The sequence below is a fragment of the Serratia sp. LACPHL-BACT-2024-00286 genome (assembly GCF_043109535.1).
Classification (GTDB): Bacteria; Pseudomonadota; Gammaproteobacteria; order Enterobacterales; family Enterobacteriaceae; genus Serratia; species Serratia sarumanii.
Window position 1 is genome coordinate 41,097 of sequence record NZ_JBICNA010000007.1, and the last position, 22,852, is coordinate 63,948.

Below are 22,852 nucleotides of genomic sequence, written 5' to 3' on the forward strand. Positions count from 1 at the left end.
CGGCATTATTTTCTAATAAGACTTTATTTTTCATGCCATTAAACAGGAATTTTCTTCTGCAAATCAACTTCATCAGGCAGAAACAAGCGGTGTAAACAGGATAAAATTCGAATTAAATCTGCGCTCTTTACCTTGAGGCGTAGTGCGTTGTGCTGGTTAACAATCCGTTTACTAACTATTTACTCGGAAAATGCCCCGTGCAAAAAACATATTGCACAGTAATCGTACAGAAAAACTTACACAACGCTCTGCACAAGATCTATTACACTGTCGGCATCATTTAGCTGCGCGGAAATTCTGCATGAAACTGACCATCGAGCGCCTGACCGCGCTGTCCCCGCAAGACCTTATCGACCTCGGCAAAATTTGGCCGCACCAGCAGCCGGAACAGTGGCAGAGCTGGCTGAGCGACGGCAAGGCGCTGTTCGCCGCCCGCTTCAACGAGCGGCTGCTGGGGGCGGTGAAAATCGCGCTGCAGGACGACCGCGCCGAGCTGCAGGACCTGCTGGTACGCGAAGTGACGCGCCGCCGCGGCGTCGGTCTTTACCTGGTACAGGATGCGCAGCGTCAGCTGCCGCAGATCGCCCACTGGCAGCTGTCGACCGCCGGCCTGGCGCCGCGCGAACGCGGGGAAGTCGATAACTTCATGCGCGCCTGCGGTTTCGCACCGCAGGGCGATCTCTGGCAAAAATGAAACGCCGGCTGGCGGCGCTGATCTTGATTGCGCTGGGGCTGGCGGCCGCGCTCCTCGGGCGCCAGCAGGCGCTGCGCCTGGCCTCAGGCTGGGATCAGCAGGTTTATATCTGGCAGCGGGTCTGGACGCCGCAGCACGCCGATGCGCTGGCACACAGCCGCGATCTGTTCAGTGGGCTGCGCGTGCTGGCGCTGCAGGTGCATCCGCGCGAGGGCTGGCGGGAGATCCCGGCCGATCTCAGCCTGTTGCGGCAGGACGGCCGCCCGCTCTGGCTGGTGGCGCGCCTCGACGGCCAGCTGCCGCAGCTGGACCAAGAGGCCATTATCCAGCGCCTGCAGGCGCTCACCCAGCGCTGGCAGGCGGCCGGGCTGCCCGTCACCGGCGTCGAGATCGATCATGACGCCGCCACCGCCCGCCTGCCGGACTACCAACGCTTTCTGCAGCAACTGCGCCAACGGCTGCCCGCCGCTTTGCAGCTCGGCATCACCGCCCTGCCGGCCTGGATCGGCTCGCCCGACCTGCCCGGCGTACTGCAACAGGCCGACAGCTCCGTCCTGCAGGTACATGCGGTGCTCTCGCCGCAGCAGGGGCTGTTTGACGGCTCCTTGGCGCTGCGCTGGGTGCGGCAGTACGCCTCCGTCACACCGAAGCCGTTTCGCGTCGCGCTGCCGGCCTACGGCATGGCGCTGCTGGGGTTTGATGCGCAGGGCGCGCAGGTGGAGAGCGAGTCCTCGTTGCGCGTGGCGGGCAACGGCCGCGAGCTGACGGTCGCGCCGCAGCAGATCGCCGATTTTCTGCAGACGCTGGCGCAGCAAACGCCGCCCCGGCTGCGCGGCATTATCTGGTTCCGCTTGCCGCTGGCGGACGATCGGCGCACCTGGTCGCTCGCCACGCTGCGAGCGGTGATCGAACGGCAGCCGCTGAACGTCGACTGGCAGATAAAATTTAGGCCTCAGCCACAGCAAAACGGGCTGTATGATCTGATAATTCATAACAACGGGCCGGTGGACGCCCCGCTGCCGCAAGAGGTGGCCATCCGCGCCGACGACTGCCTGGCGGCGGACGCGGTCGGCAACTACCGGCTGGAATCCGCACCGCAGCGGCAACGCTTTATTCGCATCAGCGGCGATCAGCTGCGCGCCGGGCAATCCCGGCCGCTGGGCTGGCTGCGCTGCCAACAACTGACGCCAGGAGGCACCCTTGTCACACCTTGATACGCGCGCGGCACGGAACACCCGCCGCCTTCTTCCGCTGGCCATGCTGATCGGCGCCGCGCTGCCGCTGAGCGGCTATGCCTGCGGCCCGGATTTCCCTAACCGGCTACTGATCGACCGCAACGGCACCCTGCTGTATATGCCGGAGGGCAATTTCGCCTTCGAAGCCGGCCGACTGGTGCCGGCGGATAAACAGCTGCCGCACTGGCAAGCCCCGCCGCCGCCGATGCCGCCGAAACCGATGCCGCAGTCACCGGAAACGGTGGCGATCGGCAAAATGCGCGCCGCCAAAACGGTGGAAGAGGCTGACGCCGTCAATACTCAGGGGTTGTCCAACGCCGCACGCCTTTATCAACTGGGCGCCGTCGCTTTCGCCAGCCACGATCCGCGCGCCACAGACTATTTCCAGCAGGTGCTGAAGCTCCCGGCCGCCGAACAGGGCGACTGGGGGCTGCGGGCGCAGTATTCGCTTGGGCGGGTGTTGATGGCTGACCACGGTACGCCGGTGAATGAATCGGGTGAAGCGGCCCCCGCCGCCGAGCATCCGCCTAAAGCCGAACTTGAACAGGCGCTGGCGGCGTTCCAGCAGGTGATCGATCGGGTGAAAAGCGGCGCCGCCGATCCCGACCAGCTGGCGCTGAGCAGCCTCGGGCAGCAGGCGCGCATCCACCTGTGGCTGGGTGACGTCGCCCCCGCTGCCCACCTGTACGCACAGCAGGCGGCGCAGGGCGATCCGAGCGGCGGGCAGTCGCTGCAGTACGTCTCCAGCTACCTGGTCAATCCCGACCATCTGGAAACGCTGAAGCAGGTGATTGGCGATCCTTTGATCCAGCAGCTGGTGACCATTGAGCTGTTCGCCCGCAGCGGCAACCTGCAAATGGCGGATACCGACGGCAACGGCCGCTCTGCCCAGATCATCAGCCAGATCCTGACGCTGCTGGACGGCACGGTGAAAAGCGGCTTCGCCGGCAGCGATCGGCTGGCGGCATTGGCCTACCGTTCCGGGCAGTACTCGATGGCGGCGAGCCTGCTGAAAAACGCCGGCGACGGCGGCCTGGCGTGGTGGCTGCGCGCCAAAATGGCGCTGCGCGACGGCGACGTGAAAGCCGCCACCGCCGCCTACGCCAAGGCGGCAAGCGCGTTCCCCGCCGACGAAAGCTGGGGCGAACAGCGCAACGCCGACTTCGTCGCGGAAACCATCGTCCCCGAGTGCCGGGTGGCTGGCGAACAGGCTATTCTGGCGCTGAACCGCGGCGACTATCTGCAGGCGATGGACCTGCTGTATCGCGGCAAGGCGATCTACTGGGCCGACGTGGCCGATGTGGCAGAGCGCGTGCTGACCGTCGATGAGTTGAAAGACTTTGTCGATAAGCACGCCCCGGCGCCGACGACGCCGCTCAAGCCGGTTAACCCGGACGACTACGGTGGCGGCCAGCAAATCACGCCGGAAGTGCAGCTGCGCGAACTGCTGGCGCGGCGCTTGATGCGCGCCGGGCGGGCCGCGGAAGCCCAGGCCTATTTCGATATCCCCAACTACCGGCAAGCGGCGCAGCAGTACGCCGATGAGCTGAAGGCCGCCAAGGACAAATCCGCCGCGCCGCTGGCGCGCGCGCAGGCTTACTATCGTGCGGCCAACCTGCTGCGCGCCCAGGGGCTGGAGTTTACCGGCTATGAGATGACGCCGGATTACGCCATCTATGGCGCCGGCTATTCCTATCTGGGGGATGCGTTCGATACTCGCGAGCTGAAGCATAAAAGCTGGATCGACAGCGCAGAAGCGGCGCGCGCCAAGGCGGCGCTGCCGGCGCAGGACAACCGTTTCCTGCACTATCGCTGGCAGGCGGTGGGGCTGGCGCAACAGGCGGCCGATCTGCTGCCGCCGAAGAGCCAGGCCTATGCCGCCGTGCTGTGTAACGCCGCCAGCTGGGTTATCAAGCGCGACGCCAAGACCGGCCGGGCGCTTTATCAACGCTACATCAACACCGGCACTCGCTACCCGTGGGCGGCGAAATTCGGCTACGACTGCCCGGCGCCGGACTTTACCGCCGTGGCGCCATAACGCCGAATTTCAGGCATGAAAAAGCCCGGCTTGCCGGGCTTTTTTTTCGAATATCGCATCGACTCAGGCTTCGATCGCCATTTTCAATTTCTTCATGGCGTTCTTTTCCAGCTGGCGCACGCGCTCGGCGGAAACGCCGTACTGATCGGCCAGCTCCTGCAGCGTCGACTTGTTGTCGTCGTCGAGCCAGCGGGCGCGGATGATATGCTGGCTGCGCTCGTCCAGACCTTCCAGCGCATAGGCCAGTTTGTCTGCGGCGTTGCTTTCCCAGTTATCTTCCTCAATGCCTTCAGCGAAGTCGGAGCTCTTGTCCTGCAGGTACAGCACCGGCGCCATCGACTGGCCATCGCGGGCCTCGTCATCCGGAGTCGGATCGAACGTCATGTCCTGCGCCGCCATGCGAGATTCCATCTCGCGCACGTCTTTGCTGGTTACGCCCAGCTCGCGGGCCACCAGTTCCACTTCGTCCTGGTTGAACCAGCCCAAACGCTGTTTGGTTTTGCGAAGGTTAAAGAACAGCTTGCGCTGCGCTTTGGTGGTCGCCACTTTCACGATGCGCCAGTTGCGCAATACGTACTCGTGGATTTCAGCCTTAATCCAATGCACCGCAAAGGAAACCAGACGCACGCCGACTTCAGGGTTGAAGCGGCGAACGGCTTTCATCAGGCCGATATTGCCTTCCTGAATCAGATCCGCCTGTGGCAGACCATAGCCTGAATAGTTGCGGGCAATATGAGCGACAAAGCGCAGGTGAGACAGGATGAGCTGCTTAGCGGCATCCAGATCGCCCTGATAATGCAGCCGTTCAGCCAGCTCCCGCTCTTCCTCTGCCGTCAGCATCGGATAGGCGTTGGCTGCCCGGATATAGGCTTCCAAGCTACCTTGGGGTACTAAGGCTAAAGTTTGCATTTCTTTGGTCATTCAAACCCTCTCTATGAGAATACAAAATCATGCAGGTGATTATTACAGCGGGGAAATGATTGATTCTACGGCAGTTGCTGAAGCAAAAGCGGTTCCACACGCCGGGCACCTTAACATTTGCTGCAATTTTTGACCGTACTCCGCCCTAAAAGTTCACCCTTTTTTGCAAGCATTGTTGCTGACAATACGTGACGAGAGTGCAGGCCGATAGGGAATTTGTGCGCTAAGAAGAGAGGTGTTTTGCTGACTTCGCTTGAGGTCACTCTTCTCCCGCAACGCGATCAAAAGCAGCAGGAGAAGAGTATACCAAAAAAATCTTACTGTGGTGTAAATCGGCGTAAATGTTGCACCGTCGCCAGCCAGGCGGCGATCCAACCGATCATCGCGGAGATGATCAGCAGCAACAGCGCCTCGTCCCAGCCCAGCCCGTGCAGGGTGAAGGTGGTGCCGAACACCTTGGCCACCCCGGCGACCACCGACTCCAGCTGCCACACCAGCGCACCGGACAGCACCAGCGACAGCAGCGCGCCGGCAAAGCCGAGCATCGCCCCGCCGTTAAGGAACGGCCGCAGGATAAAACCGTCGGTGGCGCCGATCAGCTTCATCACGTTGATGGTGTCGCGGCGGCTGAAGATGCTCAGACGCACGCTGTTGCCGATCACCAGGAACACCGCCACGATCATCAGCACGCCGATGATCGCCGCGATCTGACCCGCCAACCCGGTCAGCGCCGCCAGGCGGGCAAACCAGCTGTCATCCATACGCACTTCTTCCACGCCCTGCACCGCCGCCACGCGATCGCGCAGGGTGTTGAGGGTATCCGAACTCTGGAAGCTCATCTTCGGCGTAACGATCGCCACCGCCGGCAACGGGTTCTCTTCCAGCATGTCCAACGCGCCGCCAAAGCCCGACCAGTTGCGGAACTCGCCGCGCGCTTCTTCACGTGACAGGTAATTCACCTTCTCCACGCCGGCTTCCGCCTTGATGGCGTCGAGCACTTTCAGCGCCGCGTCGTCGTCGAGCGATTTATCCAGGTAGACCGTCAGCTGCGGCGTCGGGTACCACTGGCTGGCCGCGGTGCTGACGTTTTTCCACACGATGTAGCACACGCTCGGCAGCGTCAGGGAGATGGCGATCACCATCACCGTCAACAGCGTCGCCAACGGCTGGCGCAGCATGTCTTTGATGGCGTTCATCCAGGCGTAACGCCACTGCTCGCGCCAGCCGCCGCGCAGCGCCTTGCTCTTGGCGGTTTTTGCGTTATTGGCCATGGTGAGCGCCCCCTTGCATGCGGCCCTGGCTCAGCGTCAGGATGCGGTAATTGCGGCGGGCGATAAGCCCGGTGTCGTGCGTCGCCATTAATACGGTGACGCCGACGCGGTTGAATTCTTCAAACAGGCGCAGAATGCCTTCCGACAGCGCGTCGTCCAGGTTGCCGGTCGGTTCATCCGCCAGCAACACCGCCGGCTTGTTCACCACCGCACGGGCGATGCCCACGCGCTGCTGCTCACCGCCGGACAGTTGAATCGGGAAGTTCTTCGCTTTATCCAGCAAACCGACCTTGTCCAGCGCGGCGGAGACGCGGCGGCGGATGTCTTCGGTACTGGCGCCGGCGATGATCAGCGGCATCGCCACATTGTCATACACCGTGCGATCCAGCAGCAGGTGGTGATCCTGGAAGATCATGCCGATCTGCCGACGCAGGAACGGCACCTCGCGGTTTTTCAAACGACTGATGTCGTGGCCGCCAAACCAGATGTGGCCGGCGCTGGGCCGTTCGATACCACAAATCAGTTTCAGCAGGGTACTTTTCCCCGCGCCGGAATGGCCGGTCAGAAACGCCATTTCCGCCGGGCGCAGATGGAAATCGACCCCCTGCAGCGCTTGCCGTCCGCCCAGATAAGCTTTACTGACCTGTTCAAAGCGAATCATCCGTATTAATCCTCTCGGGCAAAAAGTGCCTCAATAAAATCGTCAGCCTTAAACGGCCGCAAATCTTCGATGCCTTCCCCGACGCCGATATAGCGAATCGGGATACCGAACTGATCGGCGATGGCGAAGATCACCCCGCCCTTGGCGGTACCGTCCAGTTTAGTCAGCGTGATGCCGGTTAAGCCCACGGCCTCATTAAATAATTTCGCCTGGCTGACCGCATTCTGGCCGGTGCTGGCATCGAGCGTCAGCATAACCTCATGGGGGGCCTGGTCGTCCAGTTTTTTCATGACGCGGACGATCTTCTTCAGCTCTTCCATCAGGTGCGATTTGTTCTGCAGACGGCCGGCGGTATCGGCGATCAAGACATCGATGCCGCGCGCCTTGGCGGCCTGCACCGCATCGAAGATCACCGAAGCGGAATCCGCTCCGGTATGCTGCGCCACCACCGGAATGCGGTTGCGTTCGCCCCACACCTGCAGCTGCTCCACCGCCGCGGCGCGGAAAGTATCTCCCGCCGCCAGCATCACCGACTTGCCTTCCGCCTGGAATTGGCGCGCCAGCTTGCCGATGGTGGTGGTTTTACCCACACCGTTCACGCCGACCATCAGAATGACATACGGGGTTTTCCCGCTGACATCCAGCGGCTGATCGACCTTGGCCAGAATTTCGGACATTTCCTCCTTCAGCTTGCCATACAGCGCTTCGGCGTCTTTCAGCTGCTTGCGGCTGGCGTGCTGGGTCAGGGAGGTGATGATCTTGCGCGTGGTCTCCACGCCGACATCGGCGATCAGCAGCTGTTCTTCCAACTCGTCGAATAGGTCGTCGTCGATCTTTTTACCGCGGAACAGCCCCATAAAGCCGGAGCCGAGGTTTTGCTTGGTTTTCAGCAGGCTGCGCTTCAGGCGAGCGAAGAAGCCCTCTTTGGTCGGCCGCTCCTGCTCTTGCGCAGCGGCCGGCACCACAGGTTCAAGCGGCGCTTCTTCTTCCGGCTCCGATTCTGGTTCGACGACCGGCTCGGGCTCAGCGGCTGGCTCGGGCTCAACAACCGGCTCGGGCTCGACGACCGGCTCGGGCTCGACGACCGGCTCGGGCTCGACAACCGGCTCGGGTTCAACGACCGGCTCAGGCTCGACAACCGGCTCGGGCTCAATGACCGGCTCGGGTTCAACGACCGGCTCAGGCTCAACAACTGGCTCGGGCTCGACAACCGGCTCGGGTTCAACGACCGGCTCAGGCTCAACAACTGGCTCGGGTTCAACGACCGGCTCGGGCTCAACCACCGGCTCGGGCTCGACGACCGGCTGCTGCTGCGCCACTACCTGCTCGGTCACGCTGACAATCTCTTCGGCCAACGCTTGCGCCGTCGGGTGTTCAGCCGCCGCCGGCAGGTTTTCCGCGATGGGTTCGCCGGCCTGGCCGCTATCCCACTCTCCCGGGGTGTCGACGGAGGCGGCAGGTTCAGATTCCTGGGCGGGGAGCTTGTCATCCAGCTTGGCGGTGGCCGGTTCAGCCGGCGTCTCCGCGGCCTGAGGCTCCGCCTGCTCTACCGGCTGCTCAGGTTGCTGTTGCTCTTCTTCCTTTTCCTTCTGGCCAAACCCCAGCCAGGAGAAAAACCCACGTTTCTTATCTTTTGCCATGTTATGACTCTACTCCGTACCGAAGGCTCGCTTACCCTACATACCTGAAGGATATATGCTGACAATAATCCGCCGAGTCTATCACTTTCCCTCGCGCAGCAACACGCATCCGGCATGCTTTCCGGTGTGAAATCAGACAACAAAGTTTTACCGTTCCCCCCGAAGCCCGTCACCGGTAGAATAGGGGCAACTTTTCGTTAACCTCTACGGCTCCGCGCCGCAAAAGAAATCAAACAACGCTTATGACAAGACTCTCGCCACGGGCGGCGGCCAAAAAACCGCCCCAGGCCGCAGCCGGACAGATCCGCATCATCGGCGGCCAATGGCGCGGTCGCAAGCTTCCGGTGCCGAACAGCCCGGGGCTGCGCCCCACCACCGATCGGGTGCGCGAAACCCTGTTCAACTGGCTGGCGCCGGTGATTCAGGGCGCGCGCTGCCTGGACTGTTTCGCCGGCAGCGGCGCATTAGGGCTGGAAGCGCTGTCGCGCTACGCCGGCAGCGCCACGCTGTTGGAATTCGAACGGCCGGTGGCGCAGCAGCTGGAAAAAAATCTGGCGCTGCTGCAGGGCAAGGGGGTGGTTATCAACACCAACGCGCTGAGCTGGCTGGCGGGCGAGGGCCAACCGTTCGACGTGGTGTTCCTCGATCCGCCGTTTCGCAAAGGCCTGCTGGCGGAGACCGCCTTGCTGCTGGAGCAGCGTGGCTGGCTGGCCGACGAGGCCTGGATCTATGTAGAAGCCGAGGCGGAAAGCGCCGCGGCGGACGTGCCTGCCAGCTGGCAGCTGCACCGGGAGAAGGTCGCCGGCCAGGTGGCCTATCGCCTTTATATTCGTTCGCAAGAGAAAACCGACCATGCTGATTAATCTGGGCCGCCTGCTGATGCTGTGCGTGTGGGGCTTCCTGCTCTCTAACCTGTTCCATCCTTTTCCCAAGCCGCTGAAGTATTTCATCGACGTGGCGCTGTTCTTTATGGTGGTGATGCACGGCCTGCAGCTGGTGCTGTTGAAATCCACCCAGCCGAAGGATCAGCCAATCAGCTACTGGCAAGAAGCCAAGATCTTTATCTTTGGCGTGTTCGAGCTGCTGGCCTGGCAAAAGAAACAGCCGCCCATCAAGAAGAAATGACCGCTACGGCTGAACGCTGAAAGAGACGAAGCGCGTGCCCTGCATGTTCAACGTGCCCTGCGCGCCTTTTTCTATCGGGTTGTATTGCCACTGTTTCAGCCGAAGCGTGATGTCTTCACCGCCCTGGTTCGGGCTGAACACCACCTCGTAATACATCGGCTCATTGACCAGCGGTTCGCGCTGCGGCGCGCGGGTCCTGGCGACCGGGAAGCTGCGCTTGTCGCTCACCGTCACCTGCAGGCTGCGCATCGGCGCGCGATCGTTTTCCGCCTCCCGCTGGCGCTGTTTGAAGTAGCGTTGCGTGGCCAGCACGGCGATCAGCGCAATCACGGCGACAAAAAATAACGGTGGCTTGCTCATCGGTTTCCCATTTCCTTCACGGCCAAATCGGCGTAAACATAGCATTCTCAAGAAAGCATTGTCGATCGTCGGCAGGCTACCTACACTGAAATAAGAAGTGACATTGGTGACAGTTTGGAGCCGGTTGTTGCGGCTCCCTCATGCATAAGGAAGACATAAATGAGTTGGCCGTTCCTTGCCGTATTCTTTTCCGGTTGGCTGTTCGTCGACGCCTCATACCGTGGCCCGCGCTGGCAGCGCTGGGTGTTCAAACCCGTCACGCTGCTGCTGCTGTTGCTGTTGGCCTGGCAGGCGCCGGTGCTCGGCGCCGCGGGTTATCTGATCGTGCTCGGCCTGCTGGCGACGCTGATCGGCGACGCGCTGCTCCTGTTGCCGCGCGAGCGGGTGCTGTACGCCATCGGCGCCTTTTTCCTGTCCCATCTGCTGTATACCCTGAGCTTCGCCAGCCAGATGACGTTCAGCCTGTTCTGGCCGCTGCCGCTGGCGCTGCTGGCGATCGGCGCGTTGCTGCTGGCCACCCTTTGGACCCGGCTGGAAGAGATGCGCTGGCCGATCGTCACCTACGTGGCGATGACGCTGCTGATGGTCTGGCTGGCGGGCGAGCAATATTTCCTGCGCAGCACCGATTTCGGCTTCTCGCTGCTGACCGGCACCTCGCTGCTGCTGCTGGCCAACGTGGTTTGGCTGCTCAACCGCTACCGTTTCACCTTCCGCGCGGCGGACGCCATCGTGGCTTTCTGTTACTTCTCCGGCCACTTCCTGATCGTGCGTTCGCTCTACCTGTAACTCTCTGCCGCGGGTTCGGCGCGCCGAACCCGTTTTTCATTATCAAGCCAGCGCTTTCAACGTCAGGGCATCATCGGCGCCCAGCTGATTGCGATACAGATCGCCGTCGCGCGAGAAGAACGCCAGCGTGCTGCCATCCGCCCGCAGCAGAGCGATGCCGTCCGGCGCCGGGCGCCAGCCCACGACTTCCGCCGCAAACACGCTTTGCAAACACCGTTGCCGATCCACCAGCTGATAGCCGTTGGTTTCACTTTGCTCATTCGCCAAAAACTCGATTTGGCATTGCCGCTCGCTGTCGGCCACCTGCCATTGCCCCGCCAGCGACTGCGCGGTCGGCAGCGCCAGGCTGCCGGCCATGACCGCACTTGTCACCATCATGCCGCCCGCCGCCAAAGCGGTGCGCGTTAAAGTACCTTTCATACCGGGCTCCCGCATCACGCCCGGCCGAGACTGCGCCGGGCGTTCCGTTGCTGTGTTACACGATAAAGTCAGTGGCGACGTCAACCTGGCCGACGATTTTCACCAGGAAGTCCGGCGCCTGATGGCCACCGATATTCACCGACAAATCGGTCACGTTGTTGGAAGCGTTGTAGCTGAGCAGCGCTTCGCCGGCCGTGCCGCTGAAGTGATCGACGAAGTGAATGAAATCGCTGCTCTGCGCCTCTTTGTTGAAGAACGACAGGTCAATTTTGTCGATCCCTTTCTGGAAGTCGCGGATCCAGTCTGAAGCGCCCGGTGCGGAATCGCCGGCGGCAGAGAACACGAAGATGTCTTTGCCGGCACCGCCCCACAGCTCATCCGCCCCGCCGCCGCCGAACAGCACGTCGTTACCCGCGCCGCCTTTCAGCACGTTGTTGGCCGCGTTGCCGACGATCACGTCGTTGCCGGAACCGCCAATGGCGTTCTCAATGGTCACACCGGCGGCGATCGAGACGTTGCCCTTCAGGCCGCCCACGTCGGAGAACGATTTCTCGTTCAGGTTGATGCGCTGGTTAGCGGTGTAACCGGAGAAGTCGAAGGTATCGTTACCGCCCGCATCCCAGGCCGCAAAGATCACTTTCTGCGAGTTGCTGGTGGTGCTGAGGAAGTCGCGACCGGTGTTGGAGTTAAAGCCGTACACGGTGTCGCCGGTGCGGGTCGACAGGTTGGCGCCATACAGATGCTGAATGGCGGCAATGTCATCCAGCAGCGGAGCCGCGGCATAGTGGCCGCCGTTGTCGCCACCGGTGTTGGTTTCACTCCAGTAGCTCATCAGGCTGAACTGGCGGGTATCCTCCGCATAGGTGACGTCGCGATAGGTCGGGTTACCCTCACCGGCGTTGTAGTCGCCCGGGTGGCTCAGGCCCAGCGCATGGCCAATCTCATGAGTGAACGTCTGACGGCCGTAGTCTTCGGTCGCCGGATGCTTCACGTTGGATTGGTTGACGTTGTACCAGGTCTGGCCGCCCAGATCCTGGCCCTGCCAAATGGTGTTCGGCAGGAAGGCGTAGGCCTGGGTGCCGTAATCATAGTGGCCGGGACGATCCTGGCTGTAGTTGCCGAAGGTGATGTTGGCCTTTTGACCGGCCGCCACTTCGGTGAAGGTGATATTGGCGACGTCGGCCCAGGACTGCAGCGACAGCTTAGCCTGCTGCTGCTGTTCCGCGCTGAACTTGCTCAGCCCGGTGTCGCCGGCGACGTTGGTGGAAGAGAACTTATAGTCCGGGAAGGAGAAGGTTAATTTGACCGGCTGGCCAAATACCTTGTAACCGTTCCAAGTTTGGTTCTCACGGGTAATAAACAGCCCAGCTTGCTCGTTAGAAAATGAATCCTTGCCATTAATCTGAATCCCGTTACCCCGCTCATGATAATGCAGCAGGTCGTCTACAGCATCGTAGCCGGTTGTCGCGGCCGCGAGGCTGGATTCAGTAATTTCAATTGCCTTTTTAGTAGATTGCATTGGTTCGATTCCACTCATTACCTGATTGATATCAATCAGACAGATAGACATAACCTCCCCGTAAGCCACGGTTAATGAACCTCAGGCTTGCTGGAAGGGGCTTATGCGCCGTTGCCGGCAGTGTGTTAGGTAGAATTAATGCATATATATCAGCAAATAAGATCACCATTAAAAATGGTAATCGATTCCAATTATAGGCAGGGCCGCAAAACTGCACATAAAATAATCAACCATTTATTATCGCAACGAAAGTTTGTTATGCTGCTTTTTTGGCTTCTTTACAAAACAAATGAAACTTGATGAGGAGAAGTTGGCACCAAACTTCAATAGCAATGCGGCCTGCAGACTCAAGCGAATCATGCTGGCTTTCCCCAGGGTAAAAGGTAAATTTTGCTAAAGCGTTATAGATTAATAACTCTTTATTATTAGGTCGGGCGATTTTTTAGTTTCTATAGGAATATTATTTTCTTATTTAAACTATCGACGGCGAGCCTGTTTCCCCAAATAGGGGATAAGAAAAGCCGATAGATTAAAATTCGCATTATTCATTATTGAATGAATCCCCCTTTCTACGCTTGAACGCCGTTAGCAATAATTCTCATCCGGCGCTTGACTCTGGAGTGGACTCCAGGGTGTAGAGTCAGTTGAGCAAACCCGTTTAACAGCCCGAAGGGGGACGTTATGCACAATCAGCAAAACCATAATCATCAGGAACATCACCACGCCGAAGGCGGATGCGGCTGCAACCACAGCCACAGCAAAACGCAGCATGGCTGCAGCAGCGAACCGAAAAACGCCGCCGCGCAGGCCGAACAGGCCCACCATCATCACGATCATGGCGATAGCGGCTGCTGCGCCGCCACGCCCGACGATCCGGACGAGGAAAGCGACAGGCTGGCCGCCGCTCCCCCTTCCGGCAGCCAACGTTTCAGTTGGAAAGTCACCGGCATGGACTGCCCCAGCTGCGCCAAGAAAATCGAAAATGCCGTCACCGCACTCCCCGGCGTCGACAGCGCGCGGGTGCTGTTCGCGACCGAGAAACTGGTAGTCGACGCACAGTCCGACATCAGCCTGCGGATCCAGGACGCGGTCGCCCAGGCCGGCTTTACCCTGCTCGGCACTCAGAATGCCAAAGCCGCCGCGCCGAAAACCTCACGCTTCGGCGAATTCGCACCGCTGCTGCTGTTAACTACCCTGATGGTCGTCAGCTGGGTGCTGGATCGGGTTAACCCGGAGCTGGGGCGCATCGCCTTTATCGCCACCACGCTGGTCGGATTGGCGCCGGTCGCCGCCAAGGCGCTGCGTTTGATCCGCTCCGGCACGCCATTCGCCATCGAAACGCTGATGAGCGTGGCGGCCATCGGCGCGCTGTTCATCGGCGCCACCGCCGAAGCGGCGATGGTGCTGCTGCTGTTTATGGTCGGCGAACTGCTGGAATCCTACGCCGCCAACCGCGCGCGACGCGGCGTGACGGCGCTGATGGAGCTGGTGCCGGAAGACGCGCTGCTGCTGCAAGGCACGGAACGCAAACGCGTGCCGGTCGCCAGCCTGCGCCCTGGCGACGTGATTGAAATCGCGCCCGGCGGGCGCCTGCCGGCCGACGCCGAGCTGCTCAATCCGTTCGCCAGCTTCGACGAAAGCGCCCTGACCGGCGAATCGGTGCCGGTCGAGCGCCAGCAGGGCGAGAAAGTGGCCGCCGGCAGCCTGTCCGTCGATCAGGCGGCGCAGATGAAGGTGATCTCCGAGCCCGGCAAAAACGCCATCGACCGCATTTTGCAGCTGATTGAAGAAGCCGAAGAGCGCCGCGCGCCGATCGAACGCTTCCTCGATCGGTTCAGCCGTTATTACACCCCGGCCATTATGCTGCTGGCCGTCGCTGTGATCCTGGTGCCGCCGCTGCTGTTCTCGCAGCCGTGGGATACCTGGATCTATCGCGGCCTGACGCTGCTGCTGATCGGCTGTCCGTGCGCGCTGGTGATCTCGACCCCGGCGGCCATTACATCCGGGCTGGCGGCCGCCACGCGGCGCGGCGCGCTGATTAAAGGCGGCGCGGCGCTGGAGCAACTGGGCCAGATACAAACCATCGCCTTCGATAAAACCGGCACCCTGACCGAAGGCAAGCCGACGGTGACCGACGTGCTGCCGATCGGCGCGCTCACCGAACAGCGGCTGCTGCAGCTTGCCGCCGCGGTGGAGGCCGGTTCACATCACCCGCTGGCGCAGGCGATCATCAACCGCGCCGCCGCAAGCGGGGCCGAGCTGCCGCTGGCGCAGGCGCGCCGCGCGCTGGCCGGCGTCGGCGTGGAAGGGATCGTGGACGGCAAGACCGTGCTGATCAGCGCGCCGGGCAAGCTGGCGCCGGGCCTGCTCGACGTTCAATGGCAGAGCAAGGTAGACAAGCTGGAAAACGCCGGTAAAACGGCGGTGGTGGTGCTGGAAGACGGCGCGCCCATCGGCTTGCTGGCGCTGCGCGACACGCTGCGCAGCGACGCCAAACAGGCGATAGCCGAACTGAACGCGCTGGGTATTCGCGGCGTGATGCTGACCGGCGACAACCCGCGCGCCGCCGCGGCGATCGCCGGCGAGCTGGGCCTCGACTATCGCGCTAGTCTGTTGCCGGAAGATAAGGTCAACGCGGTCACCGAGCTGAGCGAACTGCGTCCGACGGCGATGATCGGCGACGGCATCAACGACGCCCCGGCGATGAAAGCCTCCAGCATCGGCATCGCCATGGGCAGCGGCACCGACGTGGCATTGGAAACCGCCGACGCCGCCCTGACCCACAACCGGTTGCTGGGCGTCGCTGAGATGATCCGCATCTCGCGCGCCACCCACGCCAATATCCGGCAAAACATCACCATCGCGCTGGGGTTGAAAGGGGTCTTCCTGATCACCAGCCTGCTGGGGCTGACCGGTTTGTGGCTGGCGGTGCTGGCCGACTCCGGCGCCACCGCGCTGGTCACCGCCAACGCGCTGCGGCTGTTGAGAAAGCGCCAATAACGCGGCGCCAGGCCGGGTTCCTCAATGGGAACCCGGCATTATCGATTGCAGTGGCAATATTAAGGATATTGTCGGCGCGTATGTAAAACCCGCAACGCCCGGATGTGAGTTTCCAGCACCTGGTAAACCAGGAGATAATGGGGATGTAGGGGGATTTCATGCGTGCCGTCCACTCTGCCGCGCCGGAAAATTCGAGGATGTCTGGCGGCGGGAATGACGGCCTCCATGATGAGAACCTTCATTTTTCTGGCCGCCAGAGGGTTATCATTGGCGATGAATCCCACAATCTCCGCCAGATCCTGACGTGCGGCTCGAGTCCATTCGATGTTGAGCATTATGCCTGCTTCGCTTTGATCCTGGCTTCTGCAGCAGCGATAACAGCATCCATTTCAGCCATCACGTCATCATGAGGAATGCCGGGCCGCGGCTCATCCATGGCTTCCTGAACTCTTTCAAGAAACCAGCGCTCATAGCCCTGTGTACGTTCCTCATTTTCCATCTTGGCAACCGTAGGCAGTAGTAAAATACTCATCGTTTGTCCCCTTCGAACGCTCCCCGATCGCAGGGAGCTTATCTCACGAGGCGATTAAAAACTATACACCTTTACGTAACAGATAACGGTATGGCGCCTGCTCGGTCTCCTGCGCCACCAGCGTATGCTCCATAAAGCGGCAGAACCCCGGAATATCGCGGGTGGTGGCCGGATCGTCGGCGATAATCAGCAGCGTTTCGCCGTTGTCCATATGGCGCACGGTTTTGCGCACCATCATCACCGGTTCCGGGCAACGCAGGCCCAGCGCGTCGAGCGTCTGGTCTGCCTGGGCAAATAAGTCAGTCATGCAATTTTTCTCGTTCAAAAACGATCGGCGAACGCTCGCCGCATCTCATTAGCGCCTAGTTTACGCCGGTAGTTTTTCTGCGCAAGATGCGTTAACGTTTGCGTTAAATTTAACCATTGCATTGGTTGCGCAAACGCGTATCATGCCGCCGCGCAGCGTTTTTTGCTGTTTTGACAAGACACACTGGGTTCCCTCACCCCACTGCTAAAAAGGCTACAATATGTATTCGTTTACCGCACAGCAGCGCTTCACGGCGTTGGTCTGGCTTTCGCTGTTTCATATCGCCATCATTACCTCCAGCAACTACCTGGTGCAGCTGCCGATCACCGTTTTCGGCTTCCATACCACCTGGGGCGCCTTTACCTTCCCGTTTATCTTCCTCGCGACCGATCTGACCGTGCGCATCTTCGGCGCGCCGCTGGCGCGGCGGATTATCCTGGCGGTGATGGTGCCGGCGCTGTTCATCTCCTACGTGATCTCCACCGTCACCTATCAGGGAGAATGGCAGGGCTTCGCGGCGCTGGGCAGTTTTAACCTGTTCGTGGCGCGTATCGCCGTCGCCAGCTTTATGGCCTACGTGCTCGGCCAGATCCTCGACGTTCACGTCTTCAATCGCCTGCGCCAACGCAGCGCCTGGTGGGTAGCGCCGGCGGCGGCGATGTTCTTCGGCAATATCAGCGATACGCTGGCGTTCTTCTTCATCGCCTTCTACAAGAGCAGCGATCCCTTCATGGCCAACAACTGGGTGGAGATCGCGCTGGTGGATTACAGCTTCAAGGTAATGATCTGCCTGCTGTTCTTCCTGCCGATGTACGGCGTGTTGCTGAACATGCTGCTCAAACGCATCGCGGCGCGCAGCGGCAGCCTGCAGCCGGGCTGAGCCGTGTTATTCTGGGCGGCCCTATCCTTTGGAGGCCGCCCATGACCCCAATCGTCCGCACCGCCACGCTCGAAGAAATCCACCGCCTTTACCAACGCATCCCCGAATTCGGCGGCCTGCATAGCCTGGCCGATCTGCAGCGGCGCATCGGCGGTGCCTCCGCCAGCCTGTTGATCGCCGACATCGACGGCCAGCCGGCCGGTTTCAAACTCGGTTATCAACAGCGGGAAACGGTGTTTTACAGCTGGCTGGGCGGCGTGCTGCCGGCATTTCGTCGCCACGGCGTGGCGCAGGCCTTGTTGGCCGAACAGGAGCGCTGGGCGCGGGCGCAGGGCTATCGCCGGCTGACGGTCAAAACCCGTAACCGGTTCCGCGCCATGCTGACGATGCTGCTCGCCCACCACTATCAGATTGTTCAGCTGGAAAAGAAAGGCGAAGTGGCTGATTATCGGCTATTACTGGAGAAAAACTTGTGACAACATCTGCCTTGCATTTCAGCCTGGAATAGGTTGCGATACGACAGTGAATCCCTACCGGAAAGGAAGAAGGAAGCCCGATGCGTAAAGTAGCGAAATTGATGGGTATCAGCCTGCTGGCGCTTGGCCTCGCGGCCTGCGACGGCGACACCAAAGACACCAAGGCAGCGTCTGACGGCGCGGCGGCCAGCGCGCCGGCCGGGCAGCAGGTCAGCCTGCTGGACGGTAAACTGGCGTTCACCCTGCCGGTCGGCATGGCGGATCAGAGCGGCAAGCTGGGCAACCAGGCCAACAACATGCATGTTTACGCAGACAGCACCGGCCAGCGCGCGGTGATCGTGATCCTGGGCGACAAGACCGCCGACAGCCTGGAGACCCTGGCCAAGCGCCTGGAGAATACCCAGCGCGCGCGTGACGCCAACCTGCAGGTGATCACCAACAAAGCGCTCGACGTCAACGGCGTGCCGCTGCGTCAGCTGGACAGCATCATCACCAGCGGCGGCGAAAAAGCCTATTCCTCCGTCCTGATCGGCTCGCTGAACAACAACATGCTGACCATTCAGGTGACGCTGCCGGCGGACAATCAGCAGCAGGCGCAGGCCGAAGCCGAAGGCATCATCTCCACCCTGAAGCTGAAGCAGTAATCCCACAGAGGGCCGGCTTGCCGGCCCTTTCGTTTTTATGCCAGCGCCTGCGCCAGCAGGGTGATCGGATGCTCACAGTGCTTGCTGGTGGACATTTCTATCTGCCATTTGCAGGTCTCGCAGTCGGTCACCACCAGATCCACTCCGCTCTCTTCGATCTGCCGGAACAGCGGCGCGCCGATGCCTTGCGAAGTGGCGTAGTTCTCCGATTTGAACCCGTAGGTGCCGGCGATGCCGCAGCACTGCGAATCCAGCACCACCAGCTCCAGCCCCGGTATCTGCCGCAGCAGCTCCAGCGTGTAGGCGGTCCAGCCCATCTTCTCCATATGGCAAGGCGTGTGATAAGCCACCCGCAGCGGCGTGCGCTTCAGCGGCAGGCTGCGCCCCTGATTGATCAGGCGATAGAGATAGCGCGTCGCCAGCTCCACCCGGTCGCGCACCGGGGTGGTGTCCACGTCCAGCAGATGAGGATATTCGTCGCGCAGGGTGAAGGTGCAGCTCGATGAGGTCGCCACCACCGGGATGCCGCGCTCCAGCACCGCTTCATGCAGCGACTCGGCGTTAACCCTGGCCTGCTTTTTGGCCTGCTCGATAAACCCGTTGGCGATCAGCGGCACGCCGCAGCATTTCTCGCGCTTCAGCAGCTGCACGCCGATATCCAGCGCGTTGAATACCCGGATCAAATCCTTGCCCAGCTGCGGATGGTTATAGTTGACGAAGCAGCCGTGGAAAAACGCCACCTGCTCGGCATAGCGCCGCTGAGCCTGCGCCTGTTGCCGGTACCAGCGGCGGAAAGTGCCGAACGAGTATTTCGGCAGTTCGCGACGGTGATCGATCTTCAGCGCCTTGTCCAGCAGCTTGCGCACCGGTTTCAGCCCGGTGGCGGCGTTGACGATCGGCGCGAACGGCGTCGACAGCGAGCCCATGATATCGGTGTGGCTGAGGATGGCGTCGCGCAGCGTCGGCTTGCTCTGGGCGAAGTCGGCGCGGGCGCGCTGAATGATATCGCCGATTTTGACGTCGGACGGGCAGGCCACTTCACAACGTTTGCAGTTGGTGCAGTATTTCAGCGCTTCGTCGTACAGCGCCGGATCTTTCAGCCGCAGCCGCTCGCCGTCCGGCCCCGCCTGTTTCGGCCCCGGATAGAGCGGGTTCACTTTGGCGACCGGGCAATAGGTGGTGCAGACGGTGCATTTGATGCAGCTTTCAAAGCTGTGGTCCTGATGCAGGCTCATGCGTTTTCCTCCGCGGCGATCTGCTGTGCGACGTGCAGCGCACCGATCAATGACACGCCGGCGCCGCAGCCTTGCTGCAGCGGATCGTAGCCGCCGGCGACCGCGCCGATGGCGTACAGATTGTCGAACGGCATGCCCTGCTTCATCGCCCGCAGCCTGCCGTCGGTGCGCACGCCAAACTGCAAATAAGGCTGCGGCGCGAACAGCTCGCGCCGGCTCCAGTCGGCGCGATCCGCGCGGCTGTGTACATCCAGCCCGAAGATCGGCTCACGCACCCCGTCGAAATCCGCCACCAGCCCGTTGCTGAAGAAGCTGCCGCTGGCCAGCACCACCTGCTGCGCCCGCAGCGGAATATCACCGTGGTTGCGGGTATACAGGCCCGTGACGCGGCCGGCTTCGCACTCGGCGCGCAGCACGCTGTCGCCGGGCATGAAAACGCCGCCCAGCTGTTGAAAACGCCGCCGCAGCGCCTGATGCAAGCGCATGCCGGGCACCGAAGGCGGTAGCGTCGGCAGCAGCCGGATCGGCTTGCCGACCGCATCCTGCAGCACCGCCAGCGACGCGTCGTCCTCCAATCCCAAACAGGCCGGCAGGAAGAGCGCGTCGGCTTCCCCCGCCAACCGCCGCAGTTCCTCGGCCAGCGGCGGCAGGCTTTCCATCAAATCCAGCACCCGGGCGATGTTTACCGCGCGGAACTCGCTGGGGTTATTGCGCAATCTGTCCAGCGCCGGCATGTGCAGATAGGCCACCTCCGTCTCTACGCCGAGCTCCCGGCTCAGAGAGTCGGCGGCCATCTGCGGCTGGAAATCGAGGAAGCCTTCGATGCCGATCACCGCAATGCGCCGCCACGGCAGTTGGCCGGTCAGCGGCAGCGTCGGGATCGCCTGCGGGCTGAGCCAGGTGGCGCGACGCGTGCCAAGCGGCGTAATGCGCAGATGGTTGTTGGCGCCCTCGCCCTGCAGGTTCAGCCCGCAGCGCTCCAACAACCGCTGCGCGGCGGCGGACAGCGCCGCCACCCGGCCGGGCCCGATCAGGGCATACGGATGCTGCGGCGCCTGCTGCGCCAGTTGCGGTAGCGCCGCCAGCGGCATTTCGACCGGCGTGCCGTCCGGCAATCTCGCCAGCAGGTCGAGCGAGCCGGAGGAGAAGTAGAGCGCGCTCTGGCCGGAACTGACCACCGCGCAGCGCTTGTCCTGTTCGGCCACGGCAATGGCGCAGCTCAGGCCCGCCAGGCCGCCGCCAATCACCACTACGTCAAATCGCATCATCCGCCTCCTGCTCCTTGTCGGCCTGGGCTTCAAGCCCGCATAGCCCCTGGTAAACCCAGCTGGTAAATTCACTCTCGCGCAGCGCGTCGCCCCAGGCGATCGGCCGTACGCCTTTCCACCGTTCGTTGAGGAACTGCGACAGCTGCGCGATGGACTGCTGCGGCGTGCTGACGTTAAAGCGCGTCAACAGCCCGGCGGCGCGGCAGGCACAGAGTTCGCCCTGGCAGGTGCCCATGCCGACGCGGGTGCGGCGGCGCAGATCCACCAGGTTATTGACGGTCAGCGAGTTGACCGCATAACGCACTTCCCCGGCGGTCACCGCCTCGCATTCGCACACCAGGCTGGTGTCGAGCCGATCGGCCGCCGGCACCTGGCTGGCGCGATCGCCGTGGCGGTAAATTGCCGAGCCGCGAATGCTGGCGGGCAGAGAAACCACGCTGCGCACCGTCTCCTCCGCCGACTGGCGGGAGCCGGGCAACGCATCCTGCGCGGTGGTGCACGGGCGGTTTACGCCAAGCTTTTCGCACACCTTGTCGGTGGCCCACTCCGCCATCAGGCGGTAGGTCATCAGCTTGCCGCCGGTGATGGTGATAAACCCTTCCAGCCCGTCGCGGGCGGCGTGATCGAGCAGCACGATGCCGCGGCTGACGTTGCGCCCGCTGGGGTCGTCGTCGCTGGCCACCAACGGCCGTACCCCGGCGTAGGCGCGCAGAATGCGGGTCTGCGCCAGGGTGGGCGCCAACAGCGCCCCCTCGCGGATCAGAATGTCCACTTCCTGCGGGGTCACCAGCATGTTGTCAATTTGGTCGTAGTCGATATGGGTCGAGGTAGTACCGATCAGCGAGATGGTGTCGCCCGGCACCAGGATGTCGGCGTCCGCCGGTTTGCGGCAGCGGTTGATCACCATGTTGTTGATGCGGTGGCCGAGGATCAGCAGCGCCCCCTTGGCCGGGAACATGCGGATGCGCAAATCGGCGTATTCGGCGATCTGCTGGCCCCAGATGCCGGCGGCGTTGACCACCACCGGCGCATGCAGCGCATAGCGCCGCTGATTCTGATGGTCGTAAACGCGCACGCCCGTCACCCGATCGCCGCTGCGCAACAATCCCACCACCTGGTGGTAGGTCAGGATCTGCGCGCCATGTTCGCGCGCGTCCAACATGTTGGCGGCGGTCAGCCGGAAGGGATCGACGGTGCCGTCCGGCACGCGCACCGCGCCGATCAGCGCCGGGTTAGCCGCCGGCTCCAGCCGCAGCGCCAGCTGCGGGTCGATCGCTTCGGCGCCGATGTCGGCCTGGCGACAGGCGGCGATAAACTGTTGCTGATAGCCCAGCGAGTCCTGCGGCAGGGTGATGAACAGCCCATCGGTGCGCTCGATGCAGTGGTGGGCGATGCGTTTCAGGATGCGGTTTTCTTCGATGCACTCGCGCGCCGACTCGCCGTCGGTCACCGCATAGCGCGCGCCGCTGTGCAGCAAACCGTGGTTGCGGCCGGTGGCGCCGGTGGCGATGTCGTGGCACTCCAGCAAAATGCAGCGCAAGCCGCGCCGCGCGCAGTCGCGGGCGATGCCTGCGCCGGTGGCGCCGCCGCCGATGATGATCACATCCGTTTCGCCGCCGTCAAAATAGCTGCTCATGTCGCTCCCTCAGGATCGGTAGTTATGAGCCTATTGAGCCACGGTTATAAGGGTCTTTGTTTGATAAGGAACAATAACGAACATCAAACGAAATAAAAATGTCCACAAAAAGCCATCAATGTGATCATAATCACGATTTTTGGACGTTTTTCTATTTCATAACGTTAACGAATCGCTCAAAATCCGCCGTGGTTTCATAAAAGT

General features: G+C 61.7%; 23 protein-coding genes. 10 read left to right on the plus strand and 13 right to left on the minus strand.

Annotation, left to right across the window (positions count from 1 at the left end; translation table 11 throughout):
* Positions 1-301 precede the first annotated feature (301 nt).
* The 3 genes from panM to ACF8MC_RS19940 are packed head-to-tail and all read left to right on the plus strand — an operon-like array spanning position 302 to position 3,967.
* Positions 302-694, plus strand: a complete 393-nt coding sequence (panM, locus tag ACF8MC_RS19930; RefSeq protein ID WP_033655138.1) for an aspartate 1-decarboxylase autocleavage activator PanM — start codon at positions 302-304, stop codon at positions 692-694.
* The gene (locus tag ACF8MC_RS19935) at positions 691-1,908 is read left to right on the plus strand and encodes a DUF3142 domain-containing protein (RefSeq protein WP_164105560.1); all 1,218 of its coding nucleotides are present in this window, start codon (positions 691-693) and stop codon (positions 1,906-1,908) included. The genes panM and ACF8MC_RS19935 overlap by 4 nt, the downstream gene beginning before the upstream one ends.
* 43 nt (positions 1,909-1,951) lie before the next feature.
* Positions 1,952-3,967, plus strand: a complete 2,016-nt coding sequence (locus tag ACF8MC_RS19940; protein WP_164105574.1) for a hypothetical protein — start codon at positions 1,952-1,954, stop codon at positions 3,965-3,967.
* A gap of 63 nt (positions 3,968-4,030) precedes the next feature.
* Here ACF8MC_RS19940 and rpoH read toward each other — a convergent pair whose 3' ends face one another.
* The 4 genes from rpoH to ftsY form a co-directional block, all read right to left on the minus strand.
* Complete coding sequence (rpoH, locus tag ACF8MC_RS19945) at positions 4,031-4,888, minus strand: RNA polymerase sigma factor RpoH (protein ID WP_004934345.1); 858 nt, start codon at positions 4,886-4,888, stop codon at positions 4,031-4,033.
* Positions 4,889-5,205: 317 nt separating this feature from the next.
* Entirely contained in the window at positions 5,206-6,159 is a 954-nt protein-coding gene (gene ftsX, locus ACF8MC_RS19950) for a permease-like cell division protein FtsX (RefSeq protein WP_033636680.1), read from the minus strand.
* Entirely contained in the window at positions 6,149-6,820 is a 672-nt protein-coding gene (gene ftsE / locus ACF8MC_RS19955; protein ID WP_004934337.1) for a cell division ATP-binding protein FtsE, read from the minus strand. The genes ftsX and ftsE overlap by 11 nt, the downstream gene beginning before the upstream one ends.
* Before the next feature lie 5 nt (positions 6,821-6,825).
* Positions 6,826-8,460, minus strand: coding sequence for a signal recognition particle-docking protein FtsY (gene ftsY, locus ACF8MC_RS19960; RefSeq protein ID WP_353038711.1), 1,635 nt, complete (start codon positions 8,458-8,460; stop codon positions 6,826-6,828).
* 242 nt (positions 8,461-8,702) lie between these two features.
* Between ftsY and rsmD the strand changes: the two genes are divergently transcribed.
* Both rsmD and ACF8MC_RS19970 read left to right on the plus strand, forming a co-directional pair.
* Complete coding sequence (gene rsmD / locus ACF8MC_RS19965) at positions 8,703-9,323, plus strand: 16S rRNA (guanine(966)-N(2))-methyltransferase (protein WP_033636678.1); 621 nt, start codon at positions 8,703-8,705, stop codon at positions 9,321-9,323.
* Positions 9,313-9,585, plus strand: coding sequence for a DUF1145 family protein (locus tag ACF8MC_RS19970; RefSeq protein WP_004934327.1), 273 nt, complete (start codon positions 9,313-9,315; stop codon positions 9,583-9,585). The genes rsmD and ACF8MC_RS19970 overlap by 11 nt, the downstream gene beginning before the upstream one ends.
* Positions 9,586-9,588: 3 nt before the next feature.
* On the opposite strand, the gene ACF8MC_RS19975 is transcribed toward ACF8MC_RS19970, so the two are convergent.
* Positions 9,589-9,945: a DUF2500 domain-containing protein gene (locus ACF8MC_RS19975; protein WP_033649654.1), complete on the minus strand. Its 357-nt coding sequence runs from the start codon at positions 9,943-9,945 to the stop codon at positions 9,589-9,591.
* Between the two features lie 159 nt (positions 9,946-10,104).
* Between ACF8MC_RS19975 and ACF8MC_RS19980 the strand changes: the two genes are divergently transcribed.
* Positions 10,105-10,731, plus strand: a complete 627-nt coding sequence (locus ACF8MC_RS19980; RefSeq protein ID WP_033636676.1) for a lysoplasmalogenase — start codon at positions 10,105-10,107, stop codon at positions 10,729-10,731.
* A 42-nt stretch (positions 10,732-10,773) separates the two neighbouring features.
* Here ACF8MC_RS19980 and ACF8MC_RS19985 read toward each other — a convergent pair whose 3' ends face one another.
* Both ACF8MC_RS19985 and ACF8MC_RS19990 read right to left on the minus strand, forming a co-directional pair.
* Positions 10,774-11,151: an AprI/Inh family metalloprotease inhibitor gene (locus tag ACF8MC_RS19985; protein WP_038874139.1), complete on the minus strand. Its 378-nt coding sequence runs from the start codon at positions 11,149-11,151 to the stop codon at positions 10,774-10,776.
* Positions 11,152-11,206: 55 nt separating this feature from the next.
* A complete protein-coding gene (locus ACF8MC_RS19990) occupies positions 11,207-12,670 on the minus strand; it encodes a serralysin family metalloprotease (protein ID WP_033636674.1) in 1,464 nt (487 codons plus the stop codon).
* A gap of 681 nt (positions 12,671-13,351) precedes the next feature.
* Between ACF8MC_RS19990 and ACF8MC_RS19995 the strand changes: the two genes are divergently transcribed.
* Positions 13,352-15,670, plus strand: coding sequence for a zinc/cadmium/mercury/lead-transporting ATPase (locus ACF8MC_RS19995; protein WP_164105558.1), 2,319 nt, complete (start codon positions 13,352-13,354; stop codon positions 15,668-15,670).
* Between the two features lie 59 nt (positions 15,671-15,729).
* On the opposite strand, the gene ACF8MC_RS20000 is transcribed toward ACF8MC_RS19995, so the two are convergent.
* The 3 genes from ACF8MC_RS20000 to tusA form a co-directional block, all read right to left on the minus strand.
* Entirely contained in the window at positions 15,730-16,005 is a 276-nt protein-coding gene (locus ACF8MC_RS20000; RefSeq protein WP_164105555.1) for a type II toxin-antitoxin system RelE/ParE family toxin, read from the minus strand.
* The gene (locus tag ACF8MC_RS20005; protein WP_033649649.1) at positions 16,005-16,202 is read right to left on the minus strand and encodes a hypothetical protein; all 198 of its coding nucleotides are present in this window, start codon (positions 16,200-16,202) and stop codon (positions 16,005-16,007) included. Before ACF8MC_RS20005 ends, ACF8MC_RS20000 begins: the two co-directional genes overlap by 1 nt.
* Before the next feature lie 61 nt (positions 16,203-16,263).
* Positions 16,264-16,509, minus strand: a complete 246-nt coding sequence (gene tusA, locus ACF8MC_RS20010) for a sulfurtransferase TusA (RefSeq protein ID WP_025304890.1) — start codon at positions 16,507-16,509, stop codon at positions 16,264-16,266.
* Positions 16,510-16,729: 220 nt separating this feature from the next.
* Here tusA and ACF8MC_RS20015 point away from each other — a divergent pair, with 220 nt between their 5' ends.
* From ACF8MC_RS20015 to ACF8MC_RS20025, 3 genes are all read left to right on the plus strand, one after another.
* Positions 16,730-17,389, plus strand: coding sequence for a 7-cyano-7-deazaguanine/7-aminomethyl-7-deazaguanine transporter (locus tag ACF8MC_RS20015; protein WP_033636672.1), 660 nt, complete (start codon positions 16,730-16,732; stop codon positions 17,387-17,389).
* A gap of 41 nt (positions 17,390-17,430) precedes the next feature.
* Positions 17,431-17,865, plus strand: a complete 435-nt coding sequence (locus ACF8MC_RS20020; protein WP_164105553.1) for a GNAT family N-acetyltransferase — start codon at positions 17,431-17,433, stop codon at positions 17,863-17,865.
* An 80-nt stretch (positions 17,866-17,945) separates the two neighbouring features.
* Positions 17,946-18,509 (plus strand): DcrB family lipoprotein, encoded by a 564-nt coding sequence (locus tag ACF8MC_RS20025; protein WP_033636670.1) that lies wholly within the window; start codon positions 17,946-17,948, stop codon positions 18,507-18,509.
* A gap of 35 nt (positions 18,510-18,544) precedes the next feature.
* Here ACF8MC_RS20025 and glpC read toward each other — a convergent pair whose 3' ends face one another.
* From glpC to glpA, 3 genes are read right to left on the minus strand one after another with little or no spacing between them, the layout of a single operon-like run.
* Entirely contained in the window at positions 18,545-19,744 is a 1,200-nt protein-coding gene (gene glpC / locus ACF8MC_RS20030) for an anaerobic glycerol-3-phosphate dehydrogenase subunit GlpC (RefSeq protein ID WP_033636667.1), read from the minus strand.
* Positions 19,741-21,009: a glycerol-3-phosphate dehydrogenase subunit GlpB gene (gene glpB / locus ACF8MC_RS20035; protein WP_164105572.1), complete on the minus strand. Its 1,269-nt coding sequence runs from the start codon at positions 21,007-21,009 to the stop codon at positions 19,741-19,743. The genes glpC and glpB overlap by 4 nt, the downstream gene beginning before the upstream one ends.
* Entirely contained in the window at positions 20,999-22,648 is a 1,650-nt protein-coding gene (gene glpA / locus ACF8MC_RS20040; protein ID WP_164105551.1) for an anaerobic glycerol-3-phosphate dehydrogenase subunit A, read from the minus strand. The genes glpB and glpA overlap by 11 nt, the downstream gene beginning before the upstream one ends.
* Positions 22,649-22,852: the final 204 nt, after the last annotated feature.